This window comes from Ruegeria sp. CL6 (assembly GCF_056536465.1).
Window position 1 is genome coordinate 150,828 of record NZ_JBQFPR010000007.1, and the last position, 15,053, is coordinate 165,880.

17 protein-coding genes are annotated in these 15,053 nt (G+C 58.7%); 12 read left to right on the top strand and 5 right to left on the bottom strand.

Annotated features, from left to right (window positions below):
• The first annotated feature begins 32 nt into the window (after window positions 1-32).
• Genes ACR0LH_RS17950 through ACR0LH_RS17960 form a run of 3 tightly spaced genes read left to right on the top strand, consistent with a single transcriptional unit; the run spans window position 33 to window position 2,285 of the window.
• Window positions 33-911: a LysR family transcriptional regulator gene (locus ACR0LH_RS17950; protein ID WP_170388181.1), complete on the top strand. Its 879-nt coding sequence runs from the start codon at window positions 33-35 to the stop codon at window positions 909-911.
• Window positions 908-1,828 carry a DMT family transporter gene (locus ACR0LH_RS17955; RefSeq protein WP_480721945.1) on the top strand — a complete coding sequence of 307 codons (921 nt, stop codon included), beginning with the start codon at window positions 908-910 and terminating at the stop codon, window positions 1,826-1,828. The genes ACR0LH_RS17950 and ACR0LH_RS17955 overlap by 4 nt, the downstream gene beginning before the upstream one ends.
• Before the next feature lie 43 nt (window positions 1,829-1,871).
• Entirely contained in the window at window positions 1,872-2,285 is a 414-nt protein-coding gene (locus ACR0LH_RS17960; RefSeq protein ID WP_170388183.1) for a universal stress protein, read from the top strand.
• Between the two features lie 5 nt (window positions 2,286-2,290).
• Here ACR0LH_RS17960 and ACR0LH_RS17965 read toward each other — a convergent pair whose 3' ends face one another.
• Window positions 2,291-2,623 (bottom strand): metalloregulator ArsR/SmtB family transcription factor, encoded by a 333-nt coding sequence (locus ACR0LH_RS17965; protein ID WP_170554798.1) that lies wholly within the window; start codon window positions 2,621-2,623, stop codon window positions 2,291-2,293.
• Between the two features lie 231 nt (window positions 2,624-2,854).
• On the opposite strand from ACR0LH_RS17965, the gene ACR0LH_RS17970 reads away from it, so the two are divergent.
• The 5 genes from ACR0LH_RS17970 (at window position 2,855) to ACR0LH_RS17990 (ending at window position 5,425) form a co-directional block, all read left to right on the top strand.
• Entirely contained in the window at window positions 2,855-3,187 is a 333-nt protein-coding gene (locus ACR0LH_RS17970) for an AtpZ/AtpI family protein (RefSeq protein ID WP_480574918.1), read from the top strand.
• Window positions 3,188-3,189: 2 nt separating this feature from the next.
• Window positions 3,190-3,948: a F0F1 ATP synthase subunit A gene (locus ACR0LH_RS17975; RefSeq protein ID WP_480721946.1), complete on the top strand. Its 759-nt coding sequence runs from the start codon at window positions 3,190-3,192 to the stop codon at window positions 3,946-3,948.
• A 48-nt stretch (window positions 3,949-3,996) separates the two neighbouring features.
• Window positions 3,997-4,221 carry a F0F1 ATP synthase subunit C gene (locus ACR0LH_RS17980; RefSeq protein ID WP_005981269.1) on the top strand — a complete coding sequence of 75 codons (225 nt, stop codon included), beginning with the start codon at window positions 3,997-3,999 and terminating at the stop codon, window positions 4,219-4,221.
• An 86-nt stretch (window positions 4,222-4,307) separates the two neighbouring features.
• Window positions 4,308-4,859, top strand: a complete 552-nt coding sequence (locus ACR0LH_RS17985; protein WP_170388190.1) for a F0F1 ATP synthase subunit B' — start codon at window positions 4,308-4,310, stop codon at window positions 4,857-4,859.
• Between the two features lie 5 nt (window positions 4,860-4,864).
• Window positions 4,865-5,425 (top strand): F0F1 ATP synthase subunit B, encoded by a 561-nt coding sequence (locus tag ACR0LH_RS17990; RefSeq protein WP_170554683.1) that lies wholly within the window; start codon window positions 4,865-4,867, stop codon window positions 5,423-5,425.
• A gap of 57 nt (window positions 5,426-5,482) precedes the next feature.
• Here the strand turns inward: ACR0LH_RS17990 and ACR0LH_RS17995 are convergent, their stop codons facing one another.
• Both ACR0LH_RS17995 and ACR0LH_RS18000 read right to left on the bottom strand, forming a co-directional pair.
• A complete protein-coding gene (locus tag ACR0LH_RS17995) occupies window positions 5,483-6,175 on the bottom strand; it encodes a hypothetical protein (protein WP_480721948.1) in 693 nt (230 codons plus the stop codon).
• Between the two features lie 166 nt (window positions 6,176-6,341).
• Window positions 6,342-7,112, bottom strand: coding sequence for an FCD domain-containing protein (locus tag ACR0LH_RS18000; RefSeq protein WP_170388195.1), 771 nt, complete (start codon window positions 7,110-7,112; stop codon window positions 6,342-6,344).
• Window positions 7,113-7,267: 155 nt separating this feature from the next.
• Between ACR0LH_RS18000 and ACR0LH_RS18005 the strand changes: the two genes are divergently transcribed.
• From ACR0LH_RS18005 to ACR0LH_RS18020, 4 genes are all read left to right on the top strand, one after another.
• Window positions 7,268-8,467, top strand: a complete 1,200-nt coding sequence (locus ACR0LH_RS18005) for an aminotransferase-like domain-containing protein (RefSeq protein WP_480721950.1) — start codon at window positions 7,268-7,270, stop codon at window positions 8,465-8,467.
• Between the two features lie 46 nt (window positions 8,468-8,513).
• Complete coding sequence (locus ACR0LH_RS18010) at window positions 8,514-8,921, top strand: hypothetical protein (RefSeq protein ID WP_480721951.1); 408 nt, start codon at window positions 8,514-8,516, stop codon at window positions 8,919-8,921.
• 139 nt (window positions 8,922-9,060) lie between these two features.
• On the top strand, window positions 9,061-12,516 hold the full coding sequence (locus ACR0LH_RS18015; RefSeq protein WP_480721953.1) for a chromosome segregation SMC family protein: 3,456 nt from the start codon (window positions 9,061-9,063) through the stop codon (window positions 12,514-12,516).
• A 54-nt stretch (window positions 12,517-12,570) separates the two neighbouring features.
• Entirely contained in the window at window positions 12,571-12,921 is a 351-nt protein-coding gene (locus ACR0LH_RS18020) for a hypothetical protein (protein WP_480721954.1), read from the top strand.
• A gap of 93 nt (window positions 12,922-13,014) precedes the next feature.
• On the opposite strand, the gene ACR0LH_RS18025 is transcribed toward ACR0LH_RS18020, so the two are convergent.
• Together ACR0LH_RS18025 and ACR0LH_RS18030 are read right to left on the bottom strand one after the other, a co-directional pair.
• Complete coding sequence (locus ACR0LH_RS18025) at window positions 13,015-13,749, bottom strand: hypothetical protein (RefSeq protein ID WP_480721956.1); 735 nt, start codon at window positions 13,747-13,749, stop codon at window positions 13,015-13,017.
• 134 nt (window positions 13,750-13,883) lie between these two features.
• The gene (locus ACR0LH_RS18030; RefSeq protein ID WP_480721957.1) at window positions 13,884-15,047 is read right to left on the bottom strand and encodes a lytic murein transglycosylase; all 1,164 of its coding nucleotides are present in this window, start codon (window positions 15,045-15,047) and stop codon (window positions 13,884-13,886) included.
• Window positions 15,048-15,053: the final 6 nt, after the last annotated feature.

The following is a 15,053-nucleotide window of genomic DNA, read 5'->3' on the forward strand; positions in this document are numbered from 1 at the left end:
AGTGTTAAAATTTGCACAATGGAACAGATGCAATGGATAACTGGGATGAAGTGAGAACCGCCTATCAGGTCGCACGGATGGGCACTGTCAGCGGCGCGGCCGAGGTTCTGGGCGTGCACCACGCCACGGTCATCCGGCATATCGACGCAATCGAGGCGCGGTTGGGTGTCAAGCTGTTCCAACGTCATGCGCGCGGTTACACCCCAACCGAGGCCGGAGAAGACCTGCTGCGTGTCGCTCAGGCAACCGAAGATCAGTTCAACCAATTGGTCGGGCGCATGAAGGGGCGCGGGGATGATGTGTCGGGTGAGTTGGTCGTAACGTCTCTGTCTTCTTTGGCGCCATTGGTCGTCCCCGTTCTGAGCGAGTTTCAGCGCCTGCACCCGGAATTGATCGTGCGGTACCTGACCGGGGACAGATTGTTCCGGCTGGAATATGGTGAGGCGCATGTGGCGATCCGTGCAGGTTCAGCCCCTGATCAGCCAGACAATGTTGTGCAGCCTTTCATCACACAGGAAGTCGGGCTTTATGCCAGCGCGGACTACATCGACCGCCACGGCAAACCCTCAAGCGTTGAGGATTTTGCAGAGCATCATTTCGTCAGTACGGATGATGAAAACAGTCGCGCCCCGTTTTCGCGCTGGCTGCGGCAGACAGTTCCGCTGGGACAGATCACGTTCCGCTGCACCAATAACTTTTGCATCCGCGAGGCGGTGCTATCCGGTGCGGGCATCGGTTTCATGGCCCGTTGGGAGGCCGCCCGTGATCCAAATCTGGTCGAGGTCATTGATCCCTTGCCCGAATGGTTTGGCAATTTGTGGTTGGTGACGCATGTCGACCTGCATCGAACGACCAAGGTGCAGGCGTTCCTGACCTATCTGAAAGAACAATCCAAGGATTGGCTGCCGTGAGCGTACAGGCGCGCGGCCATCTGGCCATGCTTGTCTTTTCTGCTTTGGTCGCGGGTAGCTTTTCGCTTGGCGCCATGATCGCAAACCAGATCGCGCCCGAGGCAGTGACGGCCGCGCGATTTGCCATTGCTGCGGTTGTGATCGGGGTCGCTGCGCTTTTTACAACCGGTCTGCCGCGTAGCGCCGCGCAAGCGCCATGGCGCTATCTGGTTCTGGGTGGCCTGTTCGCCACATATTTCGTCCTGATGTTCCACGGCCTGAAAACTGCGCCCCCTGTCAGTGCAGCGGCGGTCTTTACCCTGACGCCGGTTTTGTCTGCTTTGGCGGGTTGGGTATTGCTTCGGCAGGTGACCACACCTCGAATGGCCTTGGCGCTTACCATCGGAGCAGTTGGTGCGCTTTGGGTTATTTTCAGGGCGGATTGGCAGGCGTTTGCGGCCTTCCAGATCGGGACCGGAGAAATCATCTATTTCTGGGGGTGCGTCGCCCACGCGATCTACACGCCCATGGTGCGCAAGCTCAACCACGGAGAGCCGGCGGTCGTGTTCACCTTTGGGACGTTGTTGGCCGGGTGCCTATTGCTGACGCTGTTCGGCTGGGCCGACATTCGCGCAACGGACTGGGCGAACCTGCCGGTAATCGTATGGGTCGGATTGCTGTATGTTTCTATCTTTGCCACAGCCGCCAGCTTTGTGCTGGTTCAGTTCTCGGCATTGCGTCTGCCGTCTGCAAAGGTGATGGCCTACACGTATCTTGTGCCCAGTTGGGTGATCCTGTGGGAAATTGCGTTAGGAAACGGTGCGCCGGTTGCGTTGATCCTTGTTGGTGTGGTTCTGACCTGCGTCGCGCTTCTCATGCTGTTGCGGCCAGACGATCAACCTGACCAACGCCCAACTCTTGAGGCAGATCAAAGCTGATACATGCGGATTTTCCTATGCTTCGGCTGAGGAGGATTGCACCATGTACAACCACATTATGTTCCCGGTGGATTTGCATTTGCCGCCCGAGGTTCGCAAAGCCGCCGATGTCGCCGCCGAGATCGCCAAATGGCAAGGTGCCAAAATCACTGTTGTCAGTGTGACCGGAACCCAGCCCGGCGACCCGGTTCAAACCGACGCCACAATCACCGAGAATCTGCGGGAATTCGCAGACCATCTGGCCAAAAACAGCGGGACGGAAGTTGGCTTCCGCAATATCCACTCGGTTGACGTCGCGGCCGAGGTGGACGGGGATCTGGCCAAGGCGGCAGACGAGATCGGAGCGGACCTGATCGTGGTCGGCACACATGCGCCCCGGATCATGGACTATATCTTTTCAAGCCATGCCGGGTATCTGGCTAAGCACGCCAGCGTCTCCGTTTTCGTCGTGAGGTGACCGGGTTATTCCTCGGCTGCGGGTAGCTCGACCTCGAGGAACCGTTCAAACGCGTCCAGATTTACCGGCTCGAACTGTCCGAACCCCTGCATCCAGACGGACGCTGCGCGCAGGGCGTCCGGCTCGAGCTTGCACCACTTCACCCGACCACGTTTTTCCTGACTGATTAGTCCCGCCTTGGTCAGGATCACCAGATGTTTCGAGATCGCCGCCAAGGACATCTCGAATGGCTCTGCCACGTCGGTCACGGCCATGTCGTCCTCGAGCAGCATGGCGAGGATGGCGCGGCGCGTGGGGTCTGCAAGGGCTGCGAATACAGTGTCGAGATCGTTGGACATGTTTCCGCTGAACCACAGCGCCCGGGTTTGGTCAACCACTTGGTTGAATATGGGGATTCAGCGTGTTTGCGTGCAAATCGCTGGGCGTGGTCGACGTGTCCGGTTATCGTTCGAATAATAATTGCAATAAAAACATTGGCTTAACATGCGGCGATTCGAGCGTTCAACGCCGTTGACTCTGTGCGCCGTCAGCCTTAGCACCCTACCCAAGACTGTGCGAAGGAAGCGCCCGTGACAGATGATGACCAAAAGCAGCGTATGGCGCAGCTTGAGGCCAAGATCGACGCGGCGAAAAAGGCGAAACAGCCCAAGCCCCGCGCAGATGCTGACGTGTCCGGAGGCGAGCTTGCCTGGAGGATGGTCATCGAAATGGTATCTGGTCTGGGGATCGGATTTGGCATCGGATACGGGCTGGACAGCCTGCTCGGGACAATCCCGATCTTTCTGGTGCTGTTCACATTGCTGGGCCTTGTCGCGGGCGTGAAGGTTATGCTCCGCAGCGCGAAAGAGGTCCAAGAGAAACAAGCGGCGGCGACGGCTGCCGAGAAGGACGAGAGGGACTGAACGTGGCAACTGAGACCACCGCAGCAGAAGGCAGCAGCCTGGTTTTCCACCCGATGGACCAGTTCATCGTTAAGCCGTTGTTCGGCGACGGTGCGATTGCGTGGTACACGCCGACGAACGTGACCCTGTGGCTGTTCCTGGCGATTGCGGCGATCTTTGCCCTGCTGGTTCTCAGCACGTCCAAGCGTGCCATCGTGCCGACGCGGATGCAGTCGGTCGCAGAACTGGCTTACGGCTTTATCTACAAGATGCTGGAAGACATCTGCGGCAAGGAAGGCGTCAAGTTCTTCCCCTATGTCATGACCCTGTTCATGTTCATCGTGACCGCGAACTTCCTGGGGATGATCCCAACGTCCTTTACCACCACATCGCATTTCGCCGTGACCATTCCGCTGGCGCTGGCCGTGTTCCTGACCGTGACCGTTCTGGGTTTTGTCAAGAACGGTGCCGCGTTTCTGGGTCTGTTCTGGGTGTCCAGCGCGCCTTTGGCCCTGCGCCCGGTTCTGGCGATCATCGAGCTGATCTCGTACTTCGTGCGCCCGGTCAGCCACTCCATTCGTCTTGCCGGTAACGTCATGGCAGGCCACGCCGTGATCAAGGTGTTCGCAGGCTTTGCCGCGATTGCCGCGATCTCGCCCGTGTCCGTTCTGGCGATCACCGCAATGTATGGGCTTGAGGTCCTTGTGTCCTTTATCCAGGCCTACGTATTCACCATTCTGACCTGTGTTTATCTGAAAGATGCTCTGCATCCGTCGCACTAAGGTCCGAACACCCAACATCGAAACTTCCAATTCGTAAGGAGATACATCATGGAAGGCGATCTCGCACACATCGGCGCAGGCCTGGCAGCAATCGGTTCCGGCGCAGCCGCAATCGGGGTGGGCAACGTTGCAGGCAACTTCCTAGCCGGCGCCCTGCGCAACCCTTCGGCGGCTGCTTCGCAGACCGCAACCCTGTTCATCGGTATCGCATTCGCAGAAGCCCTGGGGATCTTCGCATTCCTCGTCTCGCTGCTGCTGATGTTCGCCGTCTAATCTGCGGAACCTGATCCTTACGCGCAGGTGGGCCCAAGCCATAGCGGCCCACCTGTTGTAAAGACAACGTTCCGACGGAGGACATCATGGCGACTGAACCCATTAGCGAAGAAGTAGTTGGCTCGTGCGTCGACTCGCATGGCTCTGCCATCGGGATGCCGCAGCTCTGCTTCGATTGGTTCCCCAACCAGATTTTCTGGCTGGTCATCACGCTGGTCGTCATCTTTCTGGTCCTGTCCCGCGTGGCTCTGCCCCGCATCGCGGCAATCCTGGCAGAGCGTCAGGGGACCATTACAAATGACCTGGCTGCGGCCGAAGATCTGAAGGCCAAGGCGGTCGAGGCCGAAGAGGCCTATAACAAGGCGCTGGCCGATGCCCGTGCCGAAGCGCAGCGTATCGCTGCCGAAGCCCGTGCCGAAATCCAGGCTGGTCTGGATGACGCGATCGCCAAGGCGGATGCGGAAATCGCTGCAAAGGCGGCTGAATCGGAAAAGGCGATTGCCGACATCCGTGCCGGTGCGCTGGAAAGCATTCAAGTGGTTGCCAAGGACACGGCGGCTGAATTGGTCACTGCGCTGGGCGGCGAGGCGGATGCCAAAGCCATCGACGGTGCTGTTGATGCGCAGATGAAAGGATAAGTGACATGCGGAATACTCTTGCCCTTATCCTGACCTTCGGCGCAGCAAGCCCGGCATTTGCAGCCAAAGGCCCGTTCTTCTCGCTTGGCAACACGGATTTTGTGGTCCTTTTGGGCTTCATCGTGTTCATCGCGGTCCTGTTCTACTTCAAGGTTCCCGGCATGATCGGGGGCGCGTTGGACAACCGTGCCGAGGGCATTAAGTCCGAATTGGACGAAGCCCGTGCCCTGCATGAAGAAGCACGCAGCCTGCTGGCCTCGTATGAGCGCAAGCAGCGTGAAGTGCAGACCCAGGCAGACGCCATCGTAGCGGCTGCGAAGGACGACGCGGCTCTGGCGGCAGAACAAGCCAAGGTCGATCTGGAAAAATCCATCGCACGCCGTCTGGCCGCTGCACAGGATCAGATCGCATCGGCTGAGGCTTCGGCTGTGAAAGAGGTTCGCGATCGGGCGATCACGGTCGCTGTTTCTGCAGCGAACGCGGTTCTGGCCAAGCAGATGACTGCAACGCAAGCCAACAAGCTGATCGACGCCGCAATCGCGGACGTTGGTGAAAAGCTGCACTAGGCTTGTAGAGAAATCTAAAAAGAAAACCCGGCCATTGCGCCGGGTTTTTTTATCTCACTAGGAAACAGACTGCGTTTTTACAGGCAACCTGTCCAGAACGTCCGAATGTTCCGGCGAGGCTAGGAACAGTTCCGGTAGTTCCGCCACGACTTCATCGATTGGGTCATAGACCTGAGATGCCTTTGCCAGCAAGTCGTCAGGTATGGACTTTCGCGCACGCTCAACACGTTCGGGCAAAGTGAACTTCAAATTCAGAAAATCCTCGACATCCTTCTGCCGCCGCCAGATCGCATCATAGCTTAGGCAAAGAACTGGAACCTCCTGAAACGTGCCCCACTGTTTCAACTGTTCCACTTGATTGAGGACATCATATTTGAACAGGTCGTCAAAGGGACCCTTGGCGTGAAGGTGTTCAAAGTGCTGGTCAACCCAGTCGCGCCCATACCGTTCTACCGCTGAATAAACGGAAAGAGCTGACGCTTTTGTCGGACCGAAACAGAACAGAACCTTGACATTCTCGCGGCCCCTTAACCCATCTGGATAATCGTGAGTCTTCACCAGAGAGCCGGCTGTAAGAGGCGCAGAGGCCAGACTTTCTTGGAAACTGGCCGTCGGCCTTCGGAACCAATGTCGGCGTTTGCATGCAACCCACAAAGCATCGAACATCAGCGTGCTGCCCGATCTGCCATTGCTGGCGACGATTGTGCAGGGGTCAATGTTGGTGCGAAGCCCAAAGGTAAGTTTAGACATGTGCAGTGCCCTTGTCGCCAGTTCGGGACGGGTTCAAGATGTTCTGGCACTAGATGTCCAACTTTCACCGAAAGGTCCAGAGCAAAGGGCAATACCTATCTGACGCAGGAATACCGGCCGCGATATTGGTTGAAGCCGGAACATGAGGCAATTTACCGGATGTTCTTCATGCTTGTCCGGTTTCGTGATCCAGCCTTTGCTGAGCTATGGCCTCATTGCGAAGCGCCTTCTGGGTGTCCTCCATGCATTGCCGCACAAAACTCAGGTGGCGATGTACTGCATCTCTGGCGCCTTCGGGATCACGGGCCTGTAGTGCGGCGTTGATGGCGCGGTGCTGGTCCAGAATAGCCTCGCGCGTGGTGCGTTGGTTGAACATCATTTGGCGATTGTAGAACACTCCTTGCCGCAGCAAGTCGAACATCGACCGCATCATGTGCAGCATCACGACGTTGTGGCTGGCCTCGATGATGGCCATATGGAACTGAGCGTCCAGATGCGCTTCGTCTTCCGAGGCATTGCGGGCGTGGGCCGCTTCCATCTTGTCAAAGATCGTCTGAACGACTTTCAAGTCGCTTTCCGATCCCAGCCGCGCCGCGCGTTCGGCTGCCAACCCTTCCATATCCCTGCGGAACGACAGATAGTCCGAGACCGCCTCATCATGGCTGCCGAACAGACGGATCAGAGCGGGGGAAAAGGCCGATCCCAAAACCTCGGCCACGTAGATGCCGGATCCGGCTTTGGCGGTCAGCAGACCTTGGTCCTGCAACTCGGAGATCGCTTCGCGCAGGGAGGGGCGGGACACGCCCAGTCGCTCGGCCAGTTCGCGCTCGGCCGGAAGGCGTTCGCCGGGGCGCAGGATGCCACGCAGGATCAGCAATTCGATTTGCCGCACCACCGCTATTGAGAGCTTTTCGGTCTGAACTTTTTGAAAGGGCATGGGGATGTCGTTCTGAGAATTGGTCAAATCATATGACCACGGATTGAGGGGCGGTTCAAGAAGGCCAGATCATATGGCTTGAAACATTAGGTCAGCTTTGTTGACATTAATGTGCGACTCATTAGTGTTCACGCACCCAAGAGCGGAGGAGGCTCATGACCAACCACGAGTTGTTTGCAACGCGGGCGTCGCGCATGAAGGCGTCGGAAATTCGCGAATTGCTGAAGCTGCTGGATCAGCCCGGGATTATTTCCTTTGCAGGCGGAATCCCGGACCCGGCCTTGTTTCCCGCAGACGCATTCTCGCAGGCTTTTCAGGTTGCGCTTGGTCCAAATAAGCAGGCGCAGGCCCTGCAGTATTCGGTCAGTGAAGGCTATGCCCCGTTGCGCGAATGGCTCGTCGCCCATATGCGCGAGATCGGCATTGTTTGCGACATCGACAATATCCTGATCACGTCTGGGTCGCAGCAAGCGCTGGATTATCTGGGCAAGCTTTATCTGTCACCCTGTGATACGGCTCTGGTCGGTTGGCCGACTTATCTGGGCGCGCTGGCTGCATTCAACGCCTATGAGCCGCGGTTCGACCGGCTGAGTGTTAATGGCAACCGGGGTGCTGATGAATACGCCGCTGCTGCCGGGGCGGGCAGGGTCAAGTTTGCCTACCTGTCACCGGATTTCGCCAACCCAACGGGCGAGACCGTGGATTTGCGTGGCCGCGAGGCTCTGCTGGATCTCGCGGAGGACCTGAACTGCGCCGTGATCGAGGACGGGGCGTATCAGGCGTTGCGATACGAAGGGGAAGCGATCCCGCCGGTTTTGGCATTGGAATTGGCGCGGAAGGGGTCCATCGAAGAGTGTCGCACGATCTATTGCGGCAGCTTCTCCAAGACGCTTTCACCGGGCCTGAGAGTCGGGTGGGTCGTTGCTGCCAAGCCCGTGATCTCTCAGCTGGTGTTGATGAAGCAGGCTGCTGATCTTCATTCAGCGACGATTAACCAGATGGCGATAGACCAGGTGGCGCGGGCGTGTTTCGACACACATATCCCAATGCTGCGCCAGGTTTATGGGGCGCGTCGGGGTGCCATGCTTGCAGCGTTGGAACAACACATGCCGGAAGGGGTGGAATGGACAAAGCCCGAAGGGGGGATGTTTATCTGGCTGACACTGCCCGCCGGTACCGACGGCGCCGCATTGTTGGCCCGTGCTTTGGAAACGGTCAAAGTGGCATTTGTTCCGGGACAGGCATTTTTCCCTGATGGCTCGGGCGCAAATACGATCCGATTGAGCTTTTCTAATTCGGACGAGGCGACAATTCGCGAAGGAATACGCCGCTTGGGGGAAGTCTTGCGAGCCTGAGTGCGCAATAAGGATCTGTTAACCAATTCCGGCCATTGATCGGGGTATGAAGCGGTTTCTGACTTTGCTGTTGGTGTTGGCCGCGTGTTCGGCTGGCACGCCGCATTTCCGCGATGTTCCGGCCACCCGGATTGCGGTCAACGGCAGTGTGTTTGACGTGCGCGTGCGAGGAGAGTTGGCCGAGGCGGTGCGGGTCAACACGCAATACGCTCCGCGCCTCGGCCCCATCCGTGATCGCGCGGCCCTTGCGATGGCGCAGGTTTCGGGTTGCCCAGTCCTTGACGTTCTGGGCGATGCGGCTGTGACGGTCGGCGTATTGGGGTGTGATCGTCAAACCGGCGAACGCTTGTTACTGACCTCGATTTCTGTGCCAAACTACGAATGTATCGACTTTGGCATCTATGAAGGTGTGGGTGACGGCGGTTATCAGGTCTTTGAGTGTACGCCCTACTGATACGGGCTATGACCGGCGGAAATCAGCAAGATATTGTGGATAACTCCTGCCGATATCCCATATCCTGCGCAACCTCGTTGACTCGGCCCCAATCTGTTGCGCAGACTTCCAGATATAGGAATCATGGGACCCGTCGCCTTTGCGCTTTAGCAAACTCAAACTCACCGGCTTCAAAAGCTTTGTTGATCCGACCGACCTGATCATCGCGGACGGGTTGACCGGAGTTGTGGGTCCCAATGGCTGCGGCAAGTCCAACCTTCTGGAGGCGTTGCGCTGGGTGATGGGGGAAAACCGCCCCAAGTCCATGCGCGGTGGCGCGATGGAGGACGTGATTTTTGCGGGGGCGGCCACACGACCCGCCCGCAACTTTGCCGAAGTTGTTCTGACCATGGACAACTCGGAACGGCTGGCCCCGTCAGGGTTCAACGATACCGATCAGCTTGAAATCGTGCGCCGTATTACTCGCGATGTGGGCAGCGCCTATAAGACCAATGGCAAGGATGTGCGCGCCCGCGATGTGCAGATGTTGTTTGCCGATGCCTCGACCGGTGCGCATTCACCCGCGCTTGTGGGGCAGAACCGTATCGCCGAATTGATCAACGCCAAACCCCGCGCGCGTCGGCGTATTCTGGAAGAAGCGGCGGGGATCTCGGGCCTGTATCAGCGCCGGCACGAGGCCGAGTTGAAGCTGAAAGGCACTGAATCCAACCTGACGCGTGTAGATGACGTGCTGGAACAACTTGGAACGCAGCTTGCGCAGTTGGCCCGACAAGCACGACAGGCTGCCCGGTATCGCGAGATTGGGGAACAGTTGCGGCAGGCCGAGGGGATGCTGCTGTATCGCCGCTGGAAAGAGGCTGATGTGGCCCGTCAGCAGGCCGAAGAAAAGCTGCGCGAGCGCATTACTGAGGCGTCTCGCGCCGAGGCCGAAGCGCGTGAAGCGGCGGCCAAACGTGCCGAGATCGAGGAAACTCTGCCCCCTCTGCGCGAGGAGGAAGCGATTGCCGCCGCCGTGTTGCAACGCCAGCAGGTGCAGCGCGATCAATTGGCCGATCAGGAAGCACGCGCGCGGCAGACGATCGAAACCCTGACAAACCGAATTCAGCAGTTGGGCAATGATATTGAGCGCGAGGCTGGCCTGAACCGCGATGCGGGTCAGATGATCGAGCGGCTGGAGTGGGAGGCGCGGGAACTTGCCAAGGCCGCCGAAGGGCATGATGAGAAAGTCGCCGAAGCCGCCGAAATTGCGCGCGAGGCCGCGTCTGTTCTGCAGGACCGCGAGGACCACCTCTCGCAGGAAACCGAGGATATGGCGCGTCTTGTCGCTCGGCACCAATCGGCGCAGCGTTTGGTTGAGGATAGTCGCAAGACGCTGGCCCGATCTGAGGGCGAAGAAGAAAAAGCTCGCGTCGCAGTGGATGAAGCCCGTGATGCGCTGAGCCGCGCAGCCGAGGCGTTCGAGGCTGCTCAGGAGGGTGAGGAAGAAGCCCGCGAAGCTGCCGAGGCCGCCGAGGAAGCACTGGCCGCAGCGGACGAATTGCGCACTGAAACGCAGGCGCGAGAGGCCGAGGCCCGCGCCCAACGGTCCGAAGCCGAAGGTGAGCTTGGCGCGATCCGGGCGGAAACCGCGGCCCTTGCGAAACTGGTGGAGCGTGATACGGCCGAAGGCGGGCAGGTGCTTGACCTGCTGCGCGTGGCGCCGGGCTATGAAAAGGCGCTGGGTGCGGCGCTGGCCGATGACCTGCGCGCGCCGCTGGTCGAAGGCGATGGGCCGTCCGGCTGGGTTCAGGTTGCCGGATACGATGCAGATCAACCCTTGCCGGATGGCGCAGAGCCTCTGGCGCTGCATGTCTCGGGGCCGGATCGTCTGAGCCGTCGGATTGCTCAGATCGGGTTGGTCGACGCGGAACAGGGCGCGCGTTTGCTGGCTTCGCTGCAACCGGGGCAACGTCTGGTGTCGCGCTCGGGTGATCTGTGGCGCTGGGACGGGTTCCGGGCTTGGGCCGAAGACGCGCCAAGCGCGGCGGCGCTGCGGCTGGAGCAATTGAACAAGCTGGAAGCGCTGAAGCAGGAACTAGCCCGGACCGAGGCGCAGGCCGATGGGGCACGCGCGGCGCATGAGGCTCTGTCGCAGCAATTGGCCGATGTCACCGAAGCAGACCGCCGGGCGCGTGAAGCCCGCCGTGCCGCGGATCAGCGTATGGCCGAAACCGCGCGGCAACTTAGCCGGGCCGAGGCCGACCGCAATCTGGCACAGGGCAAGCTCGAGACTCTGGCCCTTGCCGTTGACCGCCACAAAGAAGACGCGATGTCCGCCCGTACCCAATTGCGTGAGGCCGAGGGCGCGCTGACTGGCCTGGGTGATCTGGACAGCGCCCGCGCGCAGGTTGAGGACATCAAACAAACGGTCGAAGCCGCGCGGATCACCATGCTGACCCACCGCTCGACCCATGATGAGCTGCGCCGCGAAGGAGAGGCCCGAACCCGGCGTACGCAAGAGGTGACGAAAGACCTGAGCGGTTGGCGGCATCGTCTGGACAGTGCCGAAAAGCGGATTTCCGAACTGGCCGAGCGCAAGGAAAGCTCGGAAGACGAGCTGTCCGAAGCCATGGCCGCCCCCGGCGAAATTGCCGAGGCGCGTGAAGAACTCAATGAGCTGATCGAAACGGCCGAAGCGCGTCGGGCCGAGGCTGCGGATAAACTGGCTCAGGCCGAAACCCAGCAACGCGAAGTTGTCATGGCCGAGCGGGATTCAGAACGCGTCGCGTCCGAGGCCCGTGAAACCCGAGCGGCTGCCGAGGCGCGGTGCGACGCCGCAAAAGAAGGGGTAACTGCGGCGGCTGAACGCATTGCCGAAGATCAGCAACTAACCCCGAACCAGTTGCTGAACCAGTTGGATGTGAACCCCGACCAGATGCCCGCCGCCGACGCGCTGGAGGCTGAGGTCAACCGTCACAAACGCCAGCGCGATGCGATGGGTGCTGTGAACCTGCGCGCCGAAGAAGATGCGAAAGAGGTTCAGGAAGAATTTGACACGCTGAACTCTGAAAAGGCCGATCTGGAAGAGGCGATCAAGGCATTGCGCAGCGGCATTGCCAGCCTCAACCGCGAAGGGCGCGAGCGTCTGCTGACTGCCTTTGAGCAGGTGAACTCGAACTTCGCCATGCTGTTCAAACATCTGTTCGGCGGTGGTGAGGCCAATCTGGTCATGGTCGAAAGCGACGATCCGCTGGATGCAGGTCTGGAAATCATGTGCCAGCCGCCGGGCAAGAAGCTGTCGACCCTCAGCCTGCTCTCGGGCGGCGAACAGACCCTGACCGCGACCGCGCTGATCTTCGGCGTTTTCCTCGCCAATCCCGCGCCGATCTGCGTGCTGGACGAGGTCGACGCGCCGCTGGACGACGCCAACGTGACACGTTTCTGCGACCTGCTGGACGAGATGTGTCGTCAGACCGACACGCGGTTCCTGATCATCACCCACCACGCGGTAACGATGGCGCGGATGGACCGTCTGTTCGGCGTGACCATGCAGGAACAGGGCGTCAGCCAGTTGGTCTCGGTCGATCTGAAGAAGGCCGAGCAGATGGTCGCCTGATCATCACTTCAATGTTATGCCACTCTTTCCTTTCAGCAGGGCTAGTATGGCGGCATGACACGCACGCTGATCCTCGCCCTGCTGTTCGCTGGCCCGGCTACCGCCACCGAATGGCCCACCAAACCCGAAGACATCCCCCTGTCGCCCGAGGAGCTGGACGCGTTGGCAGGCCAGACTTTTACCTTCTACGATGACGGTCAGGCTGAATTCTCTGCTGGAGGTGCCTACTCCTATACCTACGCCAGCGGCGACGCGGCCTTTGGCACCTATTCCATCGCCGAAGATGGCAGCGTCTGCATCGTTTATCGCAACGGATTCAGCCGCTGTGATCTATATGTGCGCAGTGGGGGGAGGCTGGTTCTGATAGACGAGAAGGGGGATCGGTATCCGGTCAGGCCGGAATGAGGTGGAGATGATCTCTCGAGCGCTTTTTTCAAGGGATGCTATGCGGATGAAAGCGGACGTTCGTTTTTGCGTAAGTAACGCACAACTATTTTCCTAATAACAAAAGGTGTGGGGTATCTCTTCTTCCGAAGGGGGTTCAATTACGGATTCACCATTGTACCAGACGAAGCGGTGTTGGCCATCAGACCACTCTACGTCTACTGGTGCAAATACCGCCATTTTGGCAATCGGGTCATCTCCGATGTAGCGCAGTTTGCGGGTTTCCAAATCGGGCACACGTTTCATTTCGGAACCGTCAATTTGGTACACCCTGTAAGATTGGCGTTTCGTGAGCCAGTGTTTTGCAGTTGTGCCTTGATAAAACAAAACATCGAGAACCGGGCTTCTAAGATTTTCTTTCAAAGAGTCACCTTTCCCATCGTTCCAGCTATCAAACAGACGAGGAGAAATCTTGGCGCTTTCGCCAAACAACCAATTTCCAGATTGATCAATCACTTCGATCCATCCGATGTCAAAGTAGCCCCAAACGTACAGGCGTCCGCTCTTGGGATCATAAGGCCCCACCGCTGGCGTAATATCTCCGGTGGGCGACCAAGCGTCGTGTCCGTACTTTGCATCGTTTTCGAGAAAGAACTGCAACTTGCCTTCCGAAGGCATGATTATTTGGGGTTCAAGACCGGGCACTGTGGCCGGAACGTCGAACCTCTTAATGCTAACCAAAGATTCATAGCGTATCAGGCAATGCTCTTCGGCAATCGCGGAGATTGCGGAAGTCAAAAGTACTAGAGAGGAAAGTTGTAGAACGCGAGAAAAGACTTGTAACTTCATTGGAACACTTAAGTATAACTTGGAGCAAAACTCTAGGTAACTCTTAGAGAACCAAGTTTTCAGAGCAAATTCTACACCAAAGAATGCCACGCTGATTTGTTGACGGTGACAATGGGCCCAAGTCAGACACCCTTTCACAACCGCCCCAACAACTCCGCCGTCGGCCACGCATCCGCGGGTAACCCCAGCCGCTGTTGTTCGGCCTGAACAGCCGCCCGCGTTCCGGCGCCCAGAATGCCGTCGATTTTGCCAACATCATGCCCGCGCGCTTGCAGCTTGGTTTGTAGCTGCTTCATCTGCGCGTCTGTCAAACCCTGCGCCGGATTCCCAGCGTTGTAGATTTGCGCACCTTCCAGTCGGGTTCCGAAATAGGCGGCGGTCAGGACGTAGACAAAGCTCTGGTTCCATTCAAAATATACGTCGAAATTGGGATAGGCCAGAAACGCCGGTCCCTTATGTCCTTGTGGCAGGATCAGCGATGCAGGCAGGTTGGCCAGTGAACCGCTGCGGGCCTGTACGCCCATCGCCTGCCACTCGGACACAGGGCGCGGCTTGCCCGGGCCAGACAATGACCAATCCATCTGGGCGGGAACCGTGACTTCCTGCAGCCAAGGCTGCCCCGGTTGCCACCCAAGATGCGACAGCATTTTCGCGCCGGACAAAAGCGCATCCGGGGCAGATGTTTTCAACGAAACCTTCCCGTCGCCGTCGCCGTCCACGCCATTGTCCAGAATATCCTGCGGCAGCATCTGAACCATGCCGATCTCACCCGCCCAGGCTCCTGTCGTTCGGGCGGGATCGAAATTGCCCTGATCGTACAGCTTTAGCGCAGCGAAAATCTGCGGCCGGAACAGTTCGGGCCGGCGGCAATCGTGGGCCAATGTCACCAAGGCGTTGCGGGTGTTGAAATCCCCCTGAACTGCGCCATAGTCGGTTTCAAACGCCCAGAACGCCAGCAATACGCCCCGAGATACGCCATAGTCCCGTTCAATTCGGTCAAACACTGAGTCGTATTTGCGCGACATCGCTTGTCCGCGATCAATCCGGTTCTGCGAGATCAGGCGGCGAGAGAATTCGATGAACGGTTTCTGAAAGACGCCTTGCGCGCGATCTGCCCTCAGCACCGCGCCATCCTGCTGGACGCCTTGGAAAAACCCGTTGACGGTTGCGGAGTTAAATCCCTTGTCAACCGCCTCGGCCTTTAGGCCATTCACAAAGCTATTGAATCCGCCTCCGCATTGGCTAAAGGCGGGCGAAGCAAACAGGGCGGCGGCAAGAATACCGGGAAGCAAGCGCATGGGTGA